Source organism: Flavobacterium succinicans (assembly GCF_001662485.1).
In the GTDB taxonomy this organism is placed as follows: Bacteria; Bacteroidota; Bacteroidia; order Flavobacteriales; family Flavobacteriaceae; genus Flavobacterium; species Flavobacterium succinicans_A.
The window spans coordinates 15,798-37,663 of record NZ_JMTM01000060.1 but is presented as its reverse complement, the minus strand read 5'-3'; the positions used below and the strand labels follow the sequence as shown (position 1 = coordinate 37,663).

Sequence of the window (21,866 nt, the reverse complement as noted above, 5' to 3'; positions counted from 1 at the left end):
TTTGAGATGGTTTTACATCTTAAAATTTTAATACAATTAAACAGAAACTATTTATGCAAAGAATTACAGGATTAATAACAATTTTGTTTTTATGTTCATTTTCAGTCTTTTCTCAACAAGCACATCTCTCGGGTACTCTAACCGATGGAAAAGAAAAAATACCCGTTTACAATTCAGTTGTTGCTTTATTGACTCCCGTAGATTCTATTTTATATAAGTTTACCCGTTCCGATAAAAAGGGAGATTTTAACTTTAATAATGTAAAAGCAGGAAACTACATCCTGATGACTTCACATTATCAATATGCCGATTATATAGATCCTATAATTATTAAGGGAAACGAAAATATATTGGAAACAATTGCTTTGAAAAGCAAGATAGAATTGCTCCGTGAAGTGGTTATCAAAACAGGTTCGATTAAAATTAAAGGGGATACTACCAGTTACAGAGCAAGTGATTTTGTTGTTAGTGAAAACGCAAACGTAGAAGAACTTTTAAAAAAATTACCTGGTATACAAGTAGATAAAAATGGAACCATAAAAGCTATGGGAGAAACGGTGCAAAAAGTTTTGGTAGATGGTGAAGAATTTTTTGGAGATGACCCAGGTATGGCAGTAAAAAACTTACGAGCTGATGCGGTAAAAGAAGTACAAGTTTTTGATAAAAAAAGTGATCAAGCCGAATTTACAGGAATAGATGATGGTAACACCAAAAAAACCATTAATTTAAAATTAAAAGAAGATAAGAAGAAAGGATATTTTGGTAAAATAGACGGAGCCAATGAGCCATTTACGGATGCTGACTCCCGAAACAATACTAATCTTATGCTTAGTAGTTTTAAAGGCAAAAGAAAACTATCTGCATTTTTATTAAACGGAAATACAGGTCAAGATGGACTGGGTTGGGAAGATAGCGAGAAATTTGGATCTCGCGATGACAGTTTCAGTATGAATATGGATGATGATGGAAATGTAAATTATGAATGGGCAGGCGATAATAACGATGGTGAACCATACGTGGATACTCAAAATGGATTTATAAAGAACACCAATGCAGGATTACAATACTCCAATAAGTGGAATGAAAAACAAAACTTAAATGTATCGCCAAAATATAATAAGCAAATTTATACTAACCATAATACTAGACTTTCTCAAACACAAGTTGGAGATACGCAATTGAATGTAGATGAGTCGACAGTAACAAATGTAAATCGAAGTAATTTTAAACTCAAAGCTATTTATGATGTAAAATTAGATTCAGTAAACTCCTTGAAAATTACAGCGAACTCAAATTTTTATGATACAGAAAGTGATGAATTTACTAACGGAACTACAACAGGAAATGGCGGAATATTAAAAAATAAACAGCAGCGAGCTTTTACCATAAATTCAGATAAGACTTCATTGTCTGCTAGTGTTTTGTTTAAACATAAATTTACTAAACCGCGTCGTACTTTTACTGTAAATAGTAGTTGGAATATGATGAATACCAACTCGAATAATTTTTTAAAGTCCTCTAACGAGAGTTATGTCAATGGTGTTTTTGATACAAAAAATGAAGTAGATCAAAATAAAATAGGTGATAAAACAACTAAAAACTTTTCAGCTAGTTTTAGTTATTCTGAACCTATTGCTAAACAATTTTCACTTCAGTTTGCTTATCAAATTGCTTTTGATAAAGGAAAAAACAACTATTTTACTTATGATTATTCAGCAAATACAGGACAGTACGATCAATTGGTGGCTTCATTGTCGAATGAATTTGACCAAGCAATAATTACGCATAGGCCTAATTTAAAATTGAGTTACAATACAAAAAAAATCAATTATAGTATAGGTAGTGGTTTTGGTTTTACTTCTTTTGATTTATTAGATAAAACTATGAATAAAGAATACAAACGTAGCTATACTAACTTTTTTCCATCGGCAAGTTTCTCCTATAAGTATAAAAGTAATAGCAACTTAAGGGTTAATTATTATGGTTCAACCATTCAGCCTACTCTAGATCAATTACAACCATTAAGAAATAATCAAGATTTTTTTAATCAAACTTTAGGGAATCCAGATTTAAAACAATCTTTTAAAAATAGAATAGAAATATTTCAGAGTAGTTATGATATGTTGACGGAAACTCAATTTTATCAAGGAATTTATTTTAACACAACCACTAATGCCATTATCTACAGTAGTTTAATAGACCCAGAATCGGCTAAAACCATTTCTAAACCTATTAATACCAATGGAAATTTCTCAGGAAATTTTTATTTAGGATACGGATTGAAATTCAAAAAAATAGATATAGACGCTAATTTCAGTCCATTTTTTGGTTACATTAAATCAGCACTCAATATTAACAATATAATGGGAAGTTCAGAGAATTTAAACACTGGTCTGTCGGTTTATTTAAGTAAGTCCAAACAAAAGAAATATGATATAAATTTAAGTAATAGGTTTACATATAATCGCAACAGTACTACTCAAAACAGTGAAATTAAATCGTTTAATACCAATACTTTGGACTTAGATATTGGGGTTTATTTTGCAGAAAAATGGAAACTATCTACAGATTATAGTTTAAATACAAGACAAAAGACGGTTGATTTTCAAGACAATCTAACGAATCAATTGTGGAATGCTAGATTGCAACGTACTTTTAAAAACGACGAATTTACGGCCTATTTTATGGTACGTGATATTTTGAATCAAAACATAGGCATACAAAGAAATGTTTTTGGAAACACGATTAGTCAGGAACAAAACGATAGGCTAAAAAGATATGCTATGATAGGTTTTACTTGGAATTTTAAAAATAAAGGTGAAACAGAAAAAAGATAGATTAAAGGCTAATTAGGTTATAATAAACAGAAATTTTAATAAAAATTTTATCATGTGTAATCTTAACTCACAACTTAAAAACAATGAAAACAATACTTTTTTTTATAACGGCACTCTTTTTTACAATAACATCAACTGCTCAGCAATTTGTAGATAAAGCTGTAATTGAATACGAAGTAAATACCAATCTAAAAAAGACGATGAGCAACGATAGCTGGGATGAGATGATGAAGGACAATCTTTCGGACCTTAAAATTTCTTATTTCAACTACACTTTTGCCGATAATAAAAGCGTATTTAAATTTGATAGATGGAGTCCAAAAACAAGAATTCCAAAATACCTTAAAGATTCAGATGAAGAAAACAGCTGGTATTTTGATTTTAATTTAGGAATATTCAATATGCAAAAGCAAATTATAGGAACTAATTTTGTTGTAACTGATAGTATTCCAAAAATAGAATGGAAGATTACCAATGAAAACAGAGAAATTGCGGGGTATAATTGCAGAAAAGCGGTTGGTAAAATATTTGATGACGTCTATGTATTTGCTTTTTACACTGATGAAATTACGATTTCTGGTGGTCCAGTTTCAATAAGTGGTTTGCCAGGTATGATTTTGGGGCTTACTATTCCACGATTATATACTTCTTATGTAGCTACTAAAGTAGATGTTTCAGTTAAAGATACTACCATTATAAAGCCTATTGTAGCCAAAAAAACATATGACATAAAGGGTTTAAAATCGTTGATGGAAGAAAAAACAAAAGATTGGTTTACCTATGGTGAGGATAAAGAAGAAAACAAAAGACAAAAAAATATGTTCTTGTGGAATGCTTTTTTATAGTAATCAATGAAAAAATCCAAATTCCAAGAGTATAGTTATTGGAATTTGGATTTCATCATAAATAAATCTTCTCGTCTCGACAGCGTTCTAGGATATAGCTTTTCAAATTCGAAATAGTGGCTTGATAATTCGGCGCTTCGTAACCAAAACGCTCGTGTTCCATTTGTTCTTTTTCGATAGCGTTGCAACCTTTGAGCACTTCTTTCAACATATCGAGCATTGTCAATTCCTTGTTTTTGGCTTGTTGAAATTTGAATTCCACAATTTCATCTTGCAAGGCTTCGCAATAGTCCATCAATTCTGCCACTTCAGGTTCATCCAAAAGATAGTCTTTGTTTTTAAAAATTTCTCGTATGGATTTCATAAAACGCTGCTAATTTCAATTATTCCCCCTTTGGGGGTTAGGGGGATTACACATCATCAAAATCCACACGAAGTGTTGAAGAAGTTGGATAAGCTTGACAACTCAGAATTAAACCTTCGGCAATTTCATCATCAGAAAGAATAGAATTTTTCTTCATTTCGGCTGTACCTTCGGTGATACGACATAAACAGCTGCTGCAAATTCCGCCTTGACAAGAATATGGAGCGTCGATGCCTTGTTTAAGAGTCGCTTCGAGTAGGGTTTGTTTGGCCGACATTTCGAAAGTAGTTTCTTCGTCGTCCACTAATACGGTAATAGTAGTGTGACCATCTACAGCTGCTGAAATTGTTTTTTCTTGCGTAGAAGAAGTAAACAATTCAAACTTAATGGCGGATTCTTTTACATTTTTCTCTTTTAAGATAGTAGAAACGGTAGTAATCATTTCTTCTGGACCGCACAAAAAGTACTTGTCAAAATTCAAAGCGGCGTGTTTTTGCGTAAGTACGGCATTCACAACCGATTTGTCAATTCGTCCAAAAAAGCCTTCTCCAGCGTGTACTTTGCTGTAAACATAATGTACGAAAAGACGTCCAACATATTGCAATTGCAAGTCGTGTAATTCTTGATGAAAGATGGTTTCCTCAGGTGTTTTATTACCATAAACCAAGACAAAAGAACTTTTTGGTTCGCTTTTTAAAACCGATTTTAAGATAGAAATTACAGGCGTGATTCCGCTACCAGCTACAAAAGCGGCGTAGTTTCTTTGACGCTCGGCATCAGGAGTGAAGGTGAATTTCCCTTCGGGTTGTCCTACTTCGAGTACGTCTCCCGCTTTTAATCGGCTTGTGGCAAATTGAGAAAACAGTCCATTTTTTACAGCTTTTACAGCAATGCGCAATTCCCCACTTTCAGGAGCAGCACAAATAGAATAGGCTCTGCGAATCTCTTGATTGTCTAGGGTTAAACGCAAGTTAAGGTATTGTCCTGCGGTAAAAGTATAATTTGAGGTAAGTTCTTCTGGGACATTAAAAAGTATGGAAACGGCGTCTTTCGTTTCGCGTTTTACTTCTTTGATAAGGAGTTTTAAAAAGGAAGGCATAATTTGATTTTTTTTACAAAGATAGCAAAGACCATAACTTTGATGGCGCAACCGATTGAATTTTTTATACCTAATTTTGTTATGTATAAGAATCTTATGTATATTTGTGATTCAAAAATAGATTTTCTAATTCTTCAAAATATGAAAAACTCACAATTATACAAAGGCAGTCTCAACACCATTATTATGAAGTTGTTGGAAGAGAATGGCAAAATGTATGGGTACGAAATTACCCAGAAAGTAAAGGCGTTGACGCAAGGAGAATTGACCATAACCGAAGGCGCTTTGTATCCAGCGTTGCACAAATTGGAAGCCGAAGGATTGCTTGATGTAGAGATAGAACGAGTAGACAACCGCTTGAGAAAGTATTATAAACTCACCGAAAAAGGAACCACAGAAACCGTTAATCGATTAGCGGAGTTGGAGGATTTTATCCGAAATATGCAAAGTTTAGTGAATCCAAAATTAGCCATTTAACGTTTTAAATCATGAAATTAACTACCGAACAAATCAACCAAATCGACACTTTTCTAGAAAGAAATGATGTTAAATATCTTGACATTAAGTTAGAACTATTGGATCACATTGCTTCGCAGATTGAAGCTTTAATGAATGACCACAATAGTTCTTTTGAAGAAGCCTTTATCATAATTAAAGACAATTGGAAACCCAGACTTCTTTCAAGTTCTAGTTTTTTAATTGGAATAATTTATTCGTTTCCAAAGATTGTTTTGGACCGTTTGCTTGCCAGAATGAAAAAATATCATTTGTTTATTTTATGCTTGAGTATCTTTATTTACATTCCAATGTTTTATTATAAATCTCATATTCATGCATTTTTAGCACCATTTGATGAGTTAGTAAATATAACAGCAATTGTGTCATGTAGTATTATTTGTTTAGTTGTGATTAGGATAAATTTCCATTCTATACCTACAAGTTATCGGTTTTTGGTGAATCAATCTGCTCCAATAATTATCTTAAGTTTTTTTATTTTATTGTTAGATCACGAGGTTATAGAATTAAAGATTTTTTATACGCTATTAATGTTATTTCAAGCCATTGTGGCTTTTCAAAATTATAGATGGCACACTAGTTTTTTTAAAAAAATGACTAAAGCATGAAACTAACCACCGAACAAATCAACCAATTATATACATTCACACGTCAACATTATGTAGAATGGTATGATCTCCAAACCGAATTGGTGGATCATTTGGCGAATGCTATTGAGGAGCAATGGCAAGAAAATCCCAAGCTTTCATTTAATGAAGCCTTACAAAACGAATTCAAAAAATTTGGCGTTTTTGGCTTTATGGATGTGGTAGAAGGCAAACAACGATTTTTACAAAAGAAATACAATCAGATTGTGTGGTCTATTGTGAAGACTTTTTTTACGCTACCCAAAATTATGGGAACGATTGGAGTTACAGGGGTACTGTTTTTGTTACTAAAATCAAGTCATTACAATGGCGATTGGGTGTTGCTTTTCTATGGATTATTGGTGCTTTTTGCTTTGTATGGTATGATCTCAAATCGTATGAAACACAAAAAGCAAATTCAAAAGCATCAAAAACGTTGGTTGTTTGAGGATATTATGAATCAATACGGTGGTTTCTCTGGCGCGATTATTTTTCCATTAAATCTCTTTTTGCAACTGTTTAATCGAGTAGAACATTATATAAGTAATACCTATTTTTTAGTTTTCGCCAGTTTCTTTTTGGTACTGATGACTATTTTGATGTATGTTATCTTTTTTGAAATTCCGTCAAAGTCTAAAAAATACCTTTTACAAACCTATCCAGAATATTCTTTGGCTATTTTTTGATGGATATTACCATGAATGTTTAAAAAAAGAACCAAAATTTTTCACCATTAAGAAATGAAGAAAAATTAAGTTTTCTTAGACTTTATGAACCTTAATGACTTAATGGTTCAAAAAACAAATAAATTTTAATTTATAAAAGTTACATTATCGATTATAAAAACTTGTAACGTTTTATATTTTTTGTTTACTTACTCTTCAACTAAACCCAAATAACTATGTTTTTACGTTTTATTTACCTCGAGTGGAAAGCCTTTTTGCGTTCAGCTTCCTTTGGAACGAGCTTGGCAATGAAAATTTTAATGGGCTTTTTGATTGCTTATTTTACCTTGTTGTTTTTAGTGCTAGGTATTGGTGGTTTTTACGGTCTTAAGAAAATGAATTTAGACCCATTGGTAACCATCAATAAATTTTTGGTCTACTATTTTCTATTTGATTTAGCTTTTCGATTAATGCTTCAAAAAATCCCTGTGCTCAACATTCGTCCTTTATTGGTATTACCGATTAAGAGACCTACGATTGTGCATTTTTCTTTAGGAAAGACGGCCTTGTCTTTTTTCAATATTTTGCACGCTTTTCTTTTTATTCCTTTAAGTGTCGTTTTGATTTATGAAGGGTATGATGTGGCCTCTGTAGTGTATTGGCATTTGGGTGTTTTTGCCTTGGTGTACATCAATAATTTTTTGAATATTATATTGAGTAATAAAGATCAATTGTTTGGAATTTTCCTTGCTATTGTTGCAGTGCTTGGTGGATTACAATATTACGGTTATTTTGATGTAACGGTGTACAGTGCTCCGTTTTTTGAGGCTTTATTTCATTCACCAGGGATGTTTGGTATTCCGCTTGTAATCTTAGGATTGTTGTATTATTACACCTTTGTTTATTTCAAAAACGAATTATATCTCGATGCTGGTTTGGCGATAAAAGGTGAAATCGCCAAGACAGAAGATTTGACCTGGTTGAATCAGTTTGGTACTTTGGGAACTTTCTTGAAGAATGACATTAAATTAATCAAAAGAAACAAACGTTCCAAAACAACGGTTCTTATGAGTGTGTTGTTTTTGTTTTATGGATTGATTTTCTTTGGCAACCCAACACAGCCACAAGTGATGCACATTTTTGCAGGAATTTTTGTGTCGGGCGGATTTTTATTCACCTTTGGTCAGTTTGTACCGAGTTGGGATAGTTCGTATTACCAATTGATGATGACGCAAAACATCCCGTATCGTGGCTATTTGAATTCCAAATGGTGGTTAATTGTTATTGCCACTTTTGCTTCTACGATTTTGGCTAGTTTTTATCTTTACTTTGGATGGCAAATATATTTGACCATTGTGGCTGGTGCGATTTACAATATTGGAATCAATTCACATCTGGTACTCTTAGGAGGAGCTTTTACGAAAACGCCAATCGATTTAACGCAAAGTCAAGGCGCTTTTGGTGACAAAAAAGCCTTCAATGTCAACACGATGTTGCTTTCTATTCCAAAATTAGTTTTGCCTTTGCTTTTGTATGGTTTGGGGAAATATTTTGGCGGACAAGAATTAGGTTTGGGCCTTGTTGCTCTTGCGGGAGTAATTGGTTTTGCAATGAGAAACTGGGTGTTCCTTCAAATTGAAAAAATTTACAAAAGAGAAAAATACAAAACCATTGCGGCTTATAAACAAAAAAGCTAATTTAAAAGAATACCTTCTAACCTCTAATTTCTAACTTCAGACTTTTCATTATGATACAAGTACAAAACCTTTCAAAATCATACAACGGAACCACCGTTTTAAAAATAGACCAATTAGAAATACCAAAAGGCGAAAGTTTTGGATTGGTCGGAAACAACGGCGCTGGAAAAACTACTTTTTTCAGTTTGCTATTGGATTTAATTCACCCCACTACAGGAGCCGTTATTAACAATGGCGTTCAAGTGAATACCAGCGAAGGCTGGAAACCTTTTACGGGTTCTTTTTTGGACGAAAGCTTTTTGATTGGGTATTTAACACCCGAAGAATACTTTTATTTCATTGGAGATTTACGCGGACAAAACAAAGCCGATGTCGATGCCTTATTGGCAAAACACGAAGAATTTTTTAATGGCGAAATCCTAAAAAACAAAAAATACCTGAGAGACTTGTCTAAAGGAAACCAAAAGAAAGTTGGGATTATCGCCACTTTAATAGGCAACCCTGAAGTCGTTATTTTGGACGAACCTTTTGCCAACTTAGACCCAACGACCGTAAACCGATTGAAAAAAATCATCAAAGAATTGGCTCAAAACCCAGACGTAACCGTTTTAGTTTCTAGTCACGATTTGTTGCATACTGTTGAAGTTTGTAACCGAATTGTCGCTTTGAACAAAGGAGAAGTAGTCAAAGATATTCAAACATCAACGGAGACTTTGGCCGAGTTGGAAGCGTTTTTTGCGGTTTAAATTCGAATATTTCAAAAAGAAACGTATTTTTACCAGTCATTATACTAAAATGATGTTTTTCAAGTTAAATGATAAAACGTTTCCTATTGAAGACTACCAGTTGTAAGCCCTTTTATATTCTACTTTTTTTCGTTTTCTTGATAGCTTGTTCTACCAAGAAGAATACTTTTTTGTCCAGAAACTCGCATGCTTTGAGTACGCGGTATAATATTTTGTATAATGGACAAATAGGTTTAGACAAGGGATTAAATGGGTTGGTAACAGGTGATAAAGATAATTTCTGGGAATTGTTACCGATTGAAAGAATGCAGTTTTCAGGAAGTCTTCCTTCTGATGATAAAACCAAAAATGCTGATTTTGAATTGGCAGAAACCAAAGCCACCAAAGCCATTCAAAAACATTCGATGAATATTGGTGGCCGTGAGGTCAATTACCAAATGGACGAAGCCTATCTTTTGCTCGGGAAAGCACGTTATTATGACCAGCGTTTTGTGCCAGCCTTAGATGCCTTTAACTATATATTGTATAAATATCCCGAAAGCGATAAAATATACGAAGCTAAAGTTTGGCGCGAAAAAACCAATATGCGCTTGGGCAACGATGCTTTAGTGGTAAAAAACATCAATAAATTACTCAAAGACGAGGAATTCAAAGACCAACCTTTTGCGGATGCGAATGCCCTTTTGGCTGAAGCTTTTTTGAATTTAGAAAAAAAAGATAGCGCGGTAGCTAAACTAAAAATAGCGGTAGATTTTACTAAAAGGAATGAAGAAAAAGCCCGTTATCGTTTTATTTTGGGGCAGTTGTATCAAGAATTAGGAAAAAGAGATAGTGCGCTTTTTTGTTACGATGCGGTAATTGATATGAATCGCAGCGCTAAGAGAGAGTATATTATCCAGTCTTACGCCAGAAAAGCGCAATTGTTTGATTACAAGACAGGAAATCCTGACGCTTTTGTAGCCATTTATAACGAATTAATCAAGGACCGTGAGAATCGCCCTTTTCTAGATGTGATTTACCACAATATGGGGCTGTTTTATGATCATTACAATAAGCCCGATTCGGCTACTATTTTCTATAAAATTTCCTTAAAAGAAAAACCGAAAGATCTTTATTTAGCTGCCTCCAATTATAGAAATATTGGTAACATTTATTTCAAAGCAACCAATTATCCGTTGGCTGCCAAATATTATGATAGCACGTTAGTAAAACTCAATCCAAAAGCCAGAGAGTTTTATAAAATTCAAAAAAAACGTAAAGATTTAGACGAAGTCATTTTATTAGAAAATAGTACCAAAAGAAACGATAGTATTTTAAAAGTAGTGGCGTTGTCTCCTTCAGAGCGAAACGCCTATTATGAAAAGCATATAGTTGCACTTAAAAAGCAAGACTCTATAAAACAGGTCTTGGAGGAAATACAGAAACAAAAATTAGCCAATATCGAACGTAATTTGTCGGCTTCTGATCCAGCAGCTATGCCTACGGGTCCAGGTTTGGCAAATAAAAAAGCATTTTTACCTCCGACGGATAATTCACAAGCAGAATCGGCAAACACTTTTTATTTTTATAATCCAAAAACGGTAGCCTTTGGGAAATTAGAATTTAGAAAGGCTTATGGAAATCGTGCTTTGGTCGAAAATTGGTTGTTCTCTAATGTGAAAAAAGGAGCCAATGAAATCTCAAACGATACTATAAATGATGATAGTGCAGCCATTGAGAAAGCAGTAGAAGATCCTCGTTATACAATACCGTTTTATCTAAAGCAGTTGCCTACTCAGTCTTCGGCAATTGATAGTATTACTAAAGAAAGAAATAAGGGATATTATCAATTGGGATTGGTTTACAAAGAGAAATTCAAAGAATATGATCTGGCCAGTGCTAAATTGGAGCAACTACTAAGCTTTCAGCCTGATGTAAAATTGATTCCCCCCATTCTGTACAATTTGTATAAAATTTACGAAATCACCAATAAAGCCAAAGCGGCATCTGTTAAAGAGGATATCAGCTCAAAATTCCCGGATTCTAGATATGCTAAAATCATAAATGATCCAACTTTTGATGGCTCGAAAGACAAAGATTCCCCAGAGAACAAATACAAGGAATGCTACGAATGGTTTAAGGATGAAAAGTTTGCAGCGGTAATTGCGCGTTGCAATATGATGATTAATCAGTTAACTGGAGAAGAAATTGTAGCCAAGTTTGAATTACTCAAAGCGAATGCGTTGGCTAAAACAAAAGGCTTACCAGCTTACAAAGAAGCCATGCAATATGTTGCCGATACCTATGCCAATACCGAAGAAGGAAAAAAAGCGGAAGAGATTATCACCACGCAAATTCCCATTTTGGAAAGAATGGCGTTTAGTACGATAGACACTAAAAAATGGAAAATTATTTTTAGAATTCCTATCGAAGATTATAAGCAAGAACGTGCTATAGAAAAGCAAGTTCTGGAATTTATGGCTAAGGAAAATATAGAAAATCTATATTATACTTGTGATAATTATACCGATAGTGAACGCATTTTATGCATACACGGATTTAGATCAGAAGTGTATGCTAACGATGTGTCGGTTATCTTTAGTAAAAAAGGCTTGCCTGCGGTGAAACAAACGGCCATTCCAATAACTGATGAGAATTACAAGATCGTCCAAATGAAAAAGAATTTAGACGCCTATTTAAACATAAAAACGCCCTAAGTGATGTTCGATAAAAAAAAGAAACCACCTTACACTGATTTATTAGGTAAAACCAATAGAATTGTAGAAGCCACTCAAATTAAAGGAGATGTTTTTTCTCATGCTGATTTTAGATTAGATGGAGAATTGATTGGGAATTTTACTTCCAATGGCAAATTAGTGATAGGTCCTTCAGGAAAAGTAATTGGTGAAATTGTTTGTAAAAATGTCGACATCGAAGGTGTTTTTAACGGAAAAATAACAGCGCATGAATTACTGAATATAAAAGCGACAGCAACAGTTGAAGGCGATGTTTGTGTAGGAAAGTTAGCTATAGAACCAGGAGCTCTTTTTACGGCAACCTGTGTTATGAAAAACCCTGAAATTAACCATCCTGATGGAACCCAATCCAAATAAACGAAAACCCAATAAATGGTTAGCTTTAATCAATATCCCCATTCAAATGGGAATATTGATTTTTTTATTTGCTTATTTAGGCCATTGGTTAGACGAGAAGCACCCAAGTCCAAAAGTGTACTACGTTAAAATATTAGTTATTGTTGGTGTGTTCTTAGCAATGTATAATGTGCACCGACAAGTAAATGAAATCAATAAAAATCAATAATGAATCCTTCTTTTTTTAAAAAAATCATTCCTCTTTTACTGATCATCATATCGGCTTATGGCTTACATGAAGGGTTGTTTTTTGCATTACATGAAAACACTTCACATTTTGTATATTCCTTAAAAGAGCTTTATGCGTGGTTTACTTTATTTACAGTACTAATAGTTTTTGTTTTGTTATTGGTAAAAAGAAAAAGTTTAGATAATGTAGGAATGAGTTTTCTGTTGGTAACGAGTGTAAAAATGCTTTTTTGTTATCTCCTGTTACGTCCTATATTGAAAGTAACGACTCTTCAGGATTCCGTTGAGAAAATTAACTTTTTTGGGCTTTTTATTTTCTTTTTATTACTAGAAACACTGTTCACTATTCACTTAGTAAATGAAAAGCAAAAATAGGGTATTGAAAAAGCCAAATCAGCAAAAAAATTATTTTTTATATTCTTTTGCATATTAATAAAAAATGTACCTTTGCACCAAATTTCAGAAACGTAATAAATTAAGATAATTAACTGTTATGGTGATTTCAAACAAACCACTTCGATTTTTAGTAGCAATTTTAGTAGCCTGCCTTCCTTTGTTTAGTACTGCAAACCCTGTGGTTGATAGTGCAAAAGTTGAGGTTGAAGCACATGAAGGAGCAGTTGCTCACGAAGGGAAACAAGAAGGTGCGCATGCTGAGCCACAAGATGTAAAATCAGAAATCAAAGAATTCATCAATCACCACTTATTAGACTCGCATTCTTTTTACTTTAATGCCGATAAAGAAACAGGAGAACACTACGGATTTTCATTACCAATTATTCTTTGGGATAATGGTTTGCAAGTATTCTCTTCAGCTGAATTTCACCACGGTCCTGTAGCTGATGTTGCAGAGCACAACGGAAACTTCTACAAATTACACCACGAAAAAATTTATAAAACCGATGCTAAAGGTACTCTTACTGAAGCGCACGGTCATCCAACAAATGTTCGTCCATTAGATTTGTCCATTACTAAAAGTGTAATTGGAATTTTATTTGTAGCTATTCTAATGCTAGTCTTGTTCTCAAGTTTAGCTAAATCGTATGCTAAAAATGGAGGAATTGCCAAAGGAGCAGGACGTTTCTTTGAGCCTTTAGTTATCTATGTAAGAGACGAGATTGCTATCCCTAATATTGGAGAGAAAGGGTACAAAAAATACATGAGTTATTTATTGACTATTTTCTTCTTCATCTTTTTCTTGAATATTTTAGGATTAATGCCTTTAGGGTTTAATATAACCGGAAATATCACAATCACATTGTCATTGGCCTTATTAACTTATTTGATTACTACTTTTTCAGCAAATAAAAATTACTGGTCGCATATGTTATGGATGCCTGGAGTTCCTGTATTGCTAAGACCGGTTTTGGCATTAATTGAACTATTAGGAACAATCATTAAACCATTTTCATTGATGATTCGTTTGTATGCTAATATGATGGCAGGTCACGTAGTATTGATGAGTATTATTGGGTTGATGTTTATTTTCAAAAGCTGGATTGGAAGTTCTTTGTCATTTGTATTGGCATTTTCACTTTCTATTCTAGAAATATTAGTAGCTTTTCTTCAAGCGTATATCTTCACTATGTTGTCATCATTGTATTTTGGTGCTGGTAACGAAGAACACCATCACGAAGAAGCACACCATTAAAAGTTAGGAATTAGAAGTAAGAAGTTAGAAATTTTCTAACCTAGTATTTCTGACCTCTAACCTTAAATTGAATGTTTAATTTTTAATATATATATTATGCAAATTCCAGAAATTATTGGAGCAGGATTAATTGTAATCGGAGCAGGTTTAGGTATTGGTAAAATTGGTGGTTCAGCAATGGACGCTATTGCTCGTCAACCAGAAGCTTCTGGAAAAATCCAAACAGCTATGATTATTGCTGCAGCTCTTATTGAGGGTATTGGTTTCGCTGCTTTGTTCGCGAAATAATAACTAAAAAAACAATAGTTACAACGGTTGGTTGTGACTATTGTTTTAAAATTAAAACATTAAAATTATATAATAGAGATAAAAATGGATAAGTTAATAAATGATTTTTCGTTTGGTTTGTTTATTTGGCAAATAGTAATATTTGTTGGATTGATTCTTTTGTTGAAAAAATTTGCATGGAAACCAATTCTTGACGCAGTAAACGAAAGAGAAGAAGGGATCAAAAATGCTTTGGAATCTGCTGAAAATGCTAAGAAAGAAATGCAAGAATTGCAAGCAGACAACCAACGTATTTTACAAGAAGCTAGATTAGAGCGTGACAGCATGCTTAAAGAAGCTCGTGAAATGAAAGAAAAAATCGTTGCTGATGCCAAAAATGAAGCGCAAGCTCAAGGTCAAAAAATGATCGAGCAAGCGAAAGCGGCAATCGAAAGTGAAAAAAATGCGGCTATGAATGAGTTGAAATTACAAGTTTCTACTTTGTCATTGAGTATTGCAGAAAAAGTATTAAAAGACGAATTATCTAACAAAGAAGCTCAAACTAAATTAGTTGAGAAAATGTTAGGAGACGTTAAATTGAACTAATCATGGCAGGTACAAGAGCAGCAATTCGATATTCGAAAGCAATTCTAGACATTGCCAATGCAAAGCAAGTCGCTGAAGCAGTGAACAATGATATGAAGTTGATAGGTGATACTATTGCTTCTAATTTAGAATTAAGCACTTTCATTCAAAACCCAACTTTAAAAGTTGAGGTTAAAGAACAAGCCCTTTTAGAAGTTTTTGGTTCTGCAAATGGTGTAACTAAAAGTTTATTTCATCTATTATTCGAAAACAAAAGATTCGAAATTCTAGAAGGTATTGCTTCAGAATACACTAAATTATTTGATATCATGAATGGTGTTGAAATGGCACAAGTTACTACAGCTATTCCTATGGATGCAGCTTTAGAAGCTAAAGTCTTGGCCAAAATTGCCACCCTTTCTGATAAAAAAATTCAAATTGAAAATACAATAGACCCTGCTATCATTGGAGGTTTTATTTTAAGAATAGGTGACAAGCAATACAATGCTTCTGTTGCTAACAAATTGCAAGTTTTAAAAAGAGAATTAAGTAACTAGTTTTATCACACATTTAAGTGTCTAAATTATAAAGTAAGATGGCGGAAATCAAACCTGCTGAAATTTCAGCAATATTAAAGAAGCAAGTTGAAAGTTTTGAATCTGGTGCTACACTAGAAGAAGTAGGAACAGTACTTAATGTTGGAGATGGTATTGCTCGTGTTTACGGGCTATCTAATGTTCAATATGGTGAGTTAGTTGAATTTGAAAATGGGTTAGAAGCAATCGTTTTGAACCTAGAAGAAGACAACGTAGGGGTGGTACTTTTAGGACCATCAACTGGAATCAAAGAAGGTTCTACTGCCAAAAGAACACAACGTATTGCTTCTCTTAAAACAGGAGAAGGAATGGTAGGACGTGTAGTAAACACTTTAGGTCAGCCAATTGATGGTAAAGGACCAATTACAGGTGAATTATACGAAATGCCATTAGAAAGAAAAGCTCCTGGAGTTATCTTCCGTCAGCCAGTAACTGAACCATTACAAACAGGTGTAAAAGCAGTTGATGCTATGATTCCTGTAGGACGTGGACAACGTGAGTTGGTTATTGGTGACCGTCAAACTGGTAAATCAACAGTTTGTATCGATACTATCTTAAATCAAAAAGAATTTTACGATGCAGGTCAACCTGTATTCTGTATCTATGTAGCTATTGGTCAAAAAGCTTCTACTGTTGCTGGAATTGCAAAAATGTTAGAAGAAAAAGGAGCTATGGCTTATACAGTGATCGTTGCAGCTAATGCTTCTGACCCAGCTCCAATGCAAGTTTATGCTCCTTTCGCAGGTGCTGCAATTGGAGAGTATTTTAGAGATTCAGGTCGTCCAGCGTTAATCGTTTATGATGATTTATCTAAACAAGCGGTAGCTTACCGTGAGGTGTCTCTTTTGTTAAGAAGACCTCCAGGACGTGAGGCTTACCCAGGTGACGTTTTCTACTTACACTCTCGTTTATTAGAAAGAGCTTGTAAAGTAATTGCAGATGACTCTATCGCTAAAAACATGAATGATTTACCAGATTCTTTAAAAGGTATCGTTAAAGGTGGTGGTTCATTAACAGCTTTACCAATTATTGAAACACAAGCGGGTGACGTATCTGCTTATATCCCAACGAACGTAATTTCGATTACAGATGGTCAAATTTTCTTGGATGGAGATTTGTTTAACTCTGGGGTTCGTCCAGCGATTAACGTAGGTATCTCTGTATCTCGTGTGGGTGGTAACGCTCAAATTAAATCGATGAAAAAAGTAGCGGGTACTTTAAAATTAGACCAAGCTCAATTCCGTGAATTGGAAGCGTTTGCTAAATTCGGTTCTGATTTGGATGCTGTTACTTTGAACGTAATTGAAAAAGGAAAAAGAAACGTTGAAATCTTGAAACAAGGTTTGAACGACCCTTATACTGTTGAAGACCAAGTAGCAATTATCTACGCAGGTTCTAAAAACTTGTTGAGAAATGTTCCTGTTGATAAAGTAAAAGAATTCGAAAAAGATTTCTTAGAATACATGAACAACAAAAACAGAGCAACTTTGGATGCTTTGAAAGCAGGTAAATTTACAGACGAAATTACTGATGTAATCGAAGCTGCCGCAAAAGAAATTTCAGCAAAATATAATTAAAAAGTATTAAGTATTGAGTATCAAGAATTAAGATGTCTTGATACTTAATACTTAAATCTTAATACTCAAAAAAAATGGCTAATTTAAAGGAAATCCGTAATAGAATTGTTTCCATCTCATCTACGATGCAAATTACATCGGCGATGAAAATGGTTTCTGCTGCAAAGTTGAAAAAAGCACAAGATGCCATCACTGCGATGCGTCCTTATGCTGAAAAACAAACGGAGTTACTACAAAACCTTTCTGCTACCTTAGATGGTGATGTAGGAGGTGAGTATACTACACAAAGAGAAATCAAAAAAGTGTTATTAGTAGCTATTACTTCTAATCGTGGTTTGTGTGGTGCTTTTAATTCAAATGTAATTAAGGAAGTCAAAGTACGTGCAGACTATTATTCAGGTAAGCAAGTGGATGTTTTTGCTATTGGTAAAAAAGGAAACGATGTTTTGGGTAAAAGTTTTGCGGTAGTTGGTAACGAGAGTAAAGTTTTTGATGCCTTAAGTTTTGAGAACGTTGCTACAATAGCTGATAATTTAACGCAACAATTTATTGCTGGTAATTATGACAGAATTGAATTGGTTTACAACCAATTTAAAAATGCAGCGACTCAAATCGTTCAAACAGAACAATTTTTGCCTTTAGCTCCTATCAAAGCTGATAAAGCGGTTACTCCTGGCGATTACATTTTTGAACCTTCAAAAGAAGAAATCGTGTTGACTTTGATTCCTAAATCATTGAAAACACAATTATATAAAGGAATTAGAGATTCATTTGCATCAGAACATGGTGCTCGTATGACTGCTATGCATAAAGCAACAGATAATGCTACAGAATTACGTGATCAATTGAAGTTGACGTATAACAAAGCACGTCAAGCATCCATTACTAGCGAGATTTTAGAAATCGTTGGTGGAGCAGAAGCTTTGAACGCTTAATTCGTTCTATACATAAAAACAAAAAGAGCCAACTGATGTTGGCTCTTTTTGTTTTTTAATATTTCTTACGAATCCATTTTAGTTCCTGTTGTTTTTGCTTTGGTTTTTCATTTGTTGTCACCAAGCTTTTTATTGCTAAAATAGAATCTATTTTTTTCTGGTCATAAATGACTAACCAAGAATATGACTTTGTTTTTTTACTTACCCATAGCGAAGTCTCTTTTTCTTCTATGATGGGGATGGCCATTTTTCCTTTTTTTTGTGAATAGGATAAAGTAGAAAATGCGCAAAAGAAGAGTACAAAGTGTAGTTTTTTATGCATGGTTTAATTTTGGGTTAGTTTGTCTGTACTATAACTAAAATTGTGCCAGTGACACTTTTTATTTAAAAATCGTAAGAATTAGATTTAAATAGCTTTGATGTTATTCTTTTAGCTTCAAACTTATTTTAGAATGAACTAAATTAATGTTTTATTAGCTTTTCCCAAAATTCACCTTCCCACATGGTTCAATCTCATCCCTTTTTTCTCTAATTTTACACTTTTAAAATTACCTATGGAAATTCAACTTAGAGAATTGAGCACTAAAGAAGAGATGCTAGCTCATATTGACATGATGCGTCATTTGTACCCCACTTTTACTATTGAAAAATACGATAGTTATCTTACCGAAATGATTCCGCATAACTATAAACAGCTTGCCGTTTTTGAAGGTGAAGTTTGTTTGGGTATTACGGGTTTTTGGCAAGGGTATAAATTATGGTCAGGGAAGTATATCGAAATCGATAATTTTGTAGTGCATCCTGATCATCGCGCCAAAGGTATTGGAAAAATGATGACAGATTATATCGATGCTAAAGCCAAAGCCACGAACTGCACCATGATCGTTTTGGATGCATTTACTGGAAACTTTAATGCGCATCGATTTTATTACAATCAAGGGTATGTGCCCAAAGGCTTTCATTTTTTGAAAATCATCAACGAAGACGGGCTTTCATAAATTATAAACATATAAGTCAATTAAGTTGTATAGTATAGCATTCACAAAAATTAATTTTTGTAAGTACTATGGGAACTTGGCGGTTAATTTTGAACCATATAAGATTTAAGTTCATATAAGTTTAGTTTGTCCTAAACGTTTAATTTCTTTTGCGCACTTTGCGTAACCCTTTGCGAACTTTGCGGTTGAGTTTTTAAGTATAATAAACTGCTAAATTTTACTATCCTTATATGACCTTACATGCCCTTATATGGTTCAAAAAATTGTGGCTATTCCAAAAAGACTTCAATGACTTCAATGTTTAAATAAAACCACAAGTTATGGGTTTAAATTTTTTTATTAAGTCAACCTTGAATTCGCTATTTTTGTTTTCTTAAGTCAAATCAAAACCAAACTACTTTGGGATTATATAAAAGTCTATTCAAACAAACTGCGATATACGGACTTGCAACCGTTTTGCCTCGTATGCTCAGTTTTTTATTGGTGCGCTTGTACACCGGAATTTTACCAACAGCAGAGTATGGCGAAGTATCTATCGTTCTCTCTTGGATGGTTTTTTTCAACGTAATTTTATCCTACGGTATGGAAACCGCCTTTTTCCGTTTCTACAGTGCCGAAACCGACAAAGAAAACGTCATTGCCACCAGTACCATTTCTATTTTTTGGTCTTCCATTTTGTTTTTGTTTGGCGCCTTAATTTTTAGAAACACCTTAGCCTCATGGGCGCATGTAGATGTGCAGTACATTACGTTTACCATTTGGATTTTGGTTTTAGATGCCTTGGTGATTATCCCTTTTTCAAAATTAAGGGCTAACAAACGCCCTATGATGTATGCTATTATCAAAATAGGGAATGTAGTCGTTAACTTGGCACTCAACCTGTATTTCTTATTGGTTTTACCTAAAATTTATGCCGATAGTCCCGACTCTTTTTTGGGGAATATGTATATCGATAATTTCGAAATTGGGTACATTTTCGTTTCCAATTTGTTGGCGAGTTTGCTCACTTTTGTGGTACTTTCACCTAATTATGTTTCCTTAAAACGCAATTTTGATGTGGTACTATGGAAAAAAATGATGCGTTATGGTTTGCCTATTTTAATTGCAGGAATTGCTTTTGCCGTAAACGAACATTTTGATAAAATTTTATTAGGCTATTGGTTGCCAGACAACATTGCCAAATCCGAAGTAGGGGCTTATTCGGCCTGTTATAAATTAGGGCTTTTTATGGTGCTTTTTGCTACTGCTTTTCGATTAGGAATTGAGCCTTTTTTCTTCAGTCATTCTAGTAACGAGAACGCCCCACAAACCTATGCGATGATTACCAAATATTTTGTCATTTTTGGTTCTTTGATTCTTTTGGGTGTCATTGTTTTTGCTGATATTTTAAAACTGTTATTATTAGACAATGAATCCTATTGGGAAGCGATGAAAGTGGTTCCGTTGATTATCTTGGCCAACTTCTTTCTAGGCATTTATAACAATCTTTCGGTTTGGTATAAGTTAACGGACAAGACAATTATTGGAGCGTATATTTCTATCGTTGGTGCACTTTTGACTTTGCTTCTGAATTATATTTTGATTCCAAAATACAGCTATTACGGCTCGGCCATTGCTACGATTTCGGCTTATGGAAGTATGATGTTGATTTCCTATATTTTGGGCAAAAAACACTATCCTATTCCTTATGATATGGAAAAAATTGGTGCTTATTTGGGCATTTCAATTTTGTTTTCGGTGATTTCTTTTTATGGATTTAGAGAGAATTATTTCGTAGGAATTCCGTTATTGCTAGCGTTTCTTTATTTCATTTATCACAATGAGAAAACCACAATTTTAAATATTATTAAACGAAAAAAATAAGAAGGAGCTATTTCCTGCTGTACGCTATATCTGTGGTCCTGAACCCCAGGACCACAGGATGCCGCTTCCATCAGGGCTAGGGCCAAGTAGTAATCAAGACTTTTAGATTTAAAAAATGAACATCAACATCATCAATACATCCGCACACGAATTGCCTCATTACGAAACCATCGCTTCGGCGGGAATGGATTTGCGTGCGAATATAACCGAACCTATTACTTTGCAACCTTTAGAAAGAGCTATCGTAAAAACAGGATTGTTTATTGAATTACCTATAGGTTACGAAGCACAAGTAAGACCTCGTAGTGGTTTGGCGGCCAAAAACGGAATCACCGTTCTCAATGCTCCAGGAACAATTGATGCCGATTATAGAGGGGAAATTGGTGTGATTTTAGTAAATTTATCCAATGAGACATTTGTAATCCAAAATGGAGAACGCATCGCTCAATTAGTAATCGCCAAACACGAACGCGCCGAGTGGGTAGCAGTCAACGAATTATCTGAGACCACCCGAGGAGCTGGAGGATTTGGTAGCACAGGAGTAAAATAGTATACAGTGTTCAGCTTTTAGTGTTCAGTTCGCAATCTTCAAAGAAAGTGTTTGAACTAAAGCTGGTAAATAATAATCAGAAGAGTATTTTGTTTTGTCTTAATACTTAATTCTAAAATCTTAATACAA

23 protein-coding genes are annotated in these 21,866 nt (G+C 33.9%); 20 read left to right on the top strand and 3 right to left on the bottom strand.

The features are described 5' to 3' along the window. The first annotated feature begins 53 nt into the window (after window positions 1-53). Entirely contained in the window at window positions 54-2,837 is a 2,784-nt protein-coding gene (locus tag FLB_RS10465) for an outer membrane beta-barrel protein (protein ID WP_064715914.1), read from the top strand. Window positions 2,838-2,920: 83 nt separating this feature from the next. Then, window positions 2,921-3,682, top strand: coding sequence for a GLPGLI family protein (locus tag FLB_RS10460; protein ID WP_064715913.1), 762 nt, complete (start codon window positions 2,921-2,923; stop codon window positions 3,680-3,682). A 55-nt stretch (window positions 3,683-3,737) separates the two neighbouring features. On the opposite strand, the gene FLB_RS10455 is transcribed toward FLB_RS10460, so the two are convergent. After that, window positions 3,738-4,046 carry a hypothetical protein gene (locus tag FLB_RS10455; protein WP_064715912.1) on the bottom strand — a complete coding sequence of 103 codons (309 nt, stop codon included), beginning with the start codon at window positions 4,044-4,046 and terminating at the stop codon, window positions 3,738-3,740. Between the two features lie 46 nt (window positions 4,047-4,092). Continuing rightward, entirely contained in the window at window positions 4,093-5,145 is a 1,053-nt protein-coding gene (locus FLB_RS10450; RefSeq protein ID WP_064715911.1) for a ferredoxin--NADP reductase, read from the bottom strand. Window positions 5,146-5,286: 141 nt separating this feature from the next. On the opposite strand from FLB_RS10450, the gene FLB_RS10445 reads away from it, so the two are divergent. The 15 genes from FLB_RS10445 (at window position 5,287) to atpG (ending at window position 18,326) form a co-directional block, all read left to right on the top strand. Then, on the top strand, window positions 5,287-5,622 hold the full coding sequence (locus tag FLB_RS10445; protein ID WP_064716081.1) for a PadR family transcriptional regulator: 336 nt from the start codon (window positions 5,287-5,289) through the stop codon (window positions 5,620-5,622). Window positions 5,623-5,633: 11 nt separating this feature from the next. Then, window positions 5,634-6,269: a hypothetical protein gene (locus tag FLB_RS10440; RefSeq protein WP_064715910.1), complete on the top strand. Its 636-nt coding sequence runs from the start codon at window positions 5,634-5,636 to the stop codon at window positions 6,267-6,269. Further along, window positions 6,266-6,973 carry a hypothetical protein gene (locus FLB_RS10435; protein WP_064715909.1) on the top strand — a complete coding sequence of 236 codons (708 nt, stop codon included), beginning with the start codon at window positions 6,266-6,268 and terminating at the stop codon, window positions 6,971-6,973. Before FLB_RS10440 ends, FLB_RS10435 begins: the two co-directional genes overlap by 4 nt. A 215-nt stretch (window positions 6,974-7,188) precedes the next feature. Beyond that, entirely contained in the window at window positions 7,189-8,649 is a 1,461-nt protein-coding gene (locus tag FLB_RS10430; protein WP_064715908.1) for a DUF5687 family protein, read from the top strand. A 50-nt stretch (window positions 8,650-8,699) separates the two neighbouring features. Then, the gene (locus FLB_RS10425) at window positions 8,700-9,395 is read left to right on the top strand and encodes an ABC transporter ATP-binding protein (RefSeq protein ID WP_064715907.1); all 696 of its coding nucleotides are present in this window, start codon (window positions 8,700-8,702) and stop codon (window positions 9,393-9,395) included. 170 nt (window positions 9,396-9,565) lie between these two features. Beyond that, window positions 9,566-12,091 carry a gliding motility protein gene (locus FLB_RS10420; protein WP_317039027.1) on the top strand — a complete coding sequence of 842 codons (2,526 nt, stop codon included), beginning with the start codon at window positions 9,566-9,568 and terminating at the stop codon, window positions 12,089-12,091. Window positions 12,092-12,094: 3 nt separating this feature from the next. Further along, window positions 12,095-12,487 (top strand): polymer-forming cytoskeletal protein, encoded by a 393-nt coding sequence (locus tag FLB_RS10415; RefSeq protein WP_064715906.1) that lies wholly within the window; start codon window positions 12,095-12,097, stop codon window positions 12,485-12,487. Beyond that, window positions 12,468-12,695 carry an AtpZ/AtpI family protein gene (locus FLB_RS10410; protein WP_064715905.1) on the top strand — a complete coding sequence of 76 codons (228 nt, stop codon included), beginning with the start codon at window positions 12,468-12,470 and terminating at the stop codon, window positions 12,693-12,695. The genes FLB_RS10415 and FLB_RS10410 overlap by 20 nt, the downstream gene beginning before the upstream one ends. After that, window positions 12,695-13,090, top strand: coding sequence for a hypothetical protein (locus FLB_RS10405; RefSeq protein ID WP_064715904.1), 396 nt, complete (start codon window positions 12,695-12,697; stop codon window positions 13,088-13,090). Before FLB_RS10410 ends, FLB_RS10405 begins: the two co-directional genes overlap by 1 nt. A gap of 118 nt (window positions 13,091-13,208) precedes the next feature. Further along, complete coding sequence (gene atpB, locus FLB_RS10400) at window positions 13,209-14,366, top strand: F0F1 ATP synthase subunit A (RefSeq protein WP_064715903.1); 1,158 nt, start codon at window positions 13,209-13,211, stop codon at window positions 14,364-14,366. A 96-nt stretch (window positions 14,367-14,462) separates the two neighbouring features. Beyond that, window positions 14,463-14,654 (top strand): ATP synthase F0 subunit C, encoded by a 192-nt coding sequence (gene atpE / locus FLB_RS10395; RefSeq protein ID WP_064715902.1) that lies wholly within the window; start codon window positions 14,463-14,465, stop codon window positions 14,652-14,654. An 84-nt stretch (window positions 14,655-14,738) separates the two neighbouring features. Next, window positions 14,739-15,239, top strand: coding sequence for a F0F1 ATP synthase subunit B (locus FLB_RS10390; RefSeq protein WP_064715901.1), 501 nt, complete (start codon window positions 14,739-14,741; stop codon window positions 15,237-15,239). A 2-nt stretch (window positions 15,240-15,241) separates the two neighbouring features. Further along, complete coding sequence (gene atpH, locus FLB_RS10385; RefSeq protein WP_064715900.1) at window positions 15,242-15,775, top strand: ATP synthase F1 subunit delta; 534 nt, start codon at window positions 15,242-15,244, stop codon at window positions 15,773-15,775. A 38-nt stretch (window positions 15,776-15,813) separates the two neighbouring features. Continuing rightward, window positions 15,814-17,391, top strand: coding sequence for a F0F1 ATP synthase subunit alpha (gene atpA, locus FLB_RS10380; protein WP_064715899.1), 1,578 nt, complete (start codon window positions 15,814-15,816; stop codon window positions 17,389-17,391). A gap of 74 nt (window positions 17,392-17,465) precedes the next feature. Beyond that, window positions 17,466-18,326 (top strand): ATP synthase F1 subunit gamma, encoded by an 861-nt coding sequence (atpG, locus tag FLB_RS10375; RefSeq protein ID WP_064715898.1) that lies wholly within the window; start codon window positions 17,466-17,468, stop codon window positions 18,324-18,326. Window positions 18,327-18,381: 55 nt separating this feature from the next. On the opposite strand, the gene FLB_RS10370 is transcribed toward atpG, so the two are convergent. Further along, window positions 18,382-18,648 (bottom strand): hypothetical protein, encoded by a 267-nt coding sequence (locus FLB_RS10370; protein WP_064715897.1) that lies wholly within the window; start codon window positions 18,646-18,648, stop codon window positions 18,382-18,384. A gap of 232 nt (window positions 18,649-18,880) precedes the next feature. Here FLB_RS10370 and FLB_RS10365 point away from each other — a divergent pair, with 232 nt between their 5' ends. The 3 genes from FLB_RS10365 to dut all read left to right on the top strand — a co-directional run bounded on the left by FLB_RS10365 (window position 18,881) and on the right by dut (window position 21,737). Next, window positions 18,881-19,324: a GNAT family N-acetyltransferase gene (locus FLB_RS10365; protein ID WP_064715896.1), complete on the top strand. Its 444-nt coding sequence runs from the start codon at window positions 18,881-18,883 to the stop codon at window positions 19,322-19,324. Window positions 19,325-19,723: 399 nt separating this feature from the next. Beyond that, window positions 19,724-21,187 carry a lipopolysaccharide biosynthesis protein gene (locus tag FLB_RS10360; RefSeq protein WP_064715895.1) on the top strand — a complete coding sequence of 488 codons (1,464 nt, stop codon included), beginning with the start codon at window positions 19,724-19,726 and terminating at the stop codon, window positions 21,185-21,187. A 115-nt stretch (window positions 21,188-21,302) separates the two neighbouring features. Continuing rightward, complete coding sequence (gene dut / locus FLB_RS10355; RefSeq protein ID WP_064715894.1) at window positions 21,303-21,737, top strand: dUTP diphosphatase; 435 nt, start codon at window positions 21,303-21,305, stop codon at window positions 21,735-21,737. The last annotated feature ends 129 nt before the right edge of the window (window positions 21,738-21,866 follow it).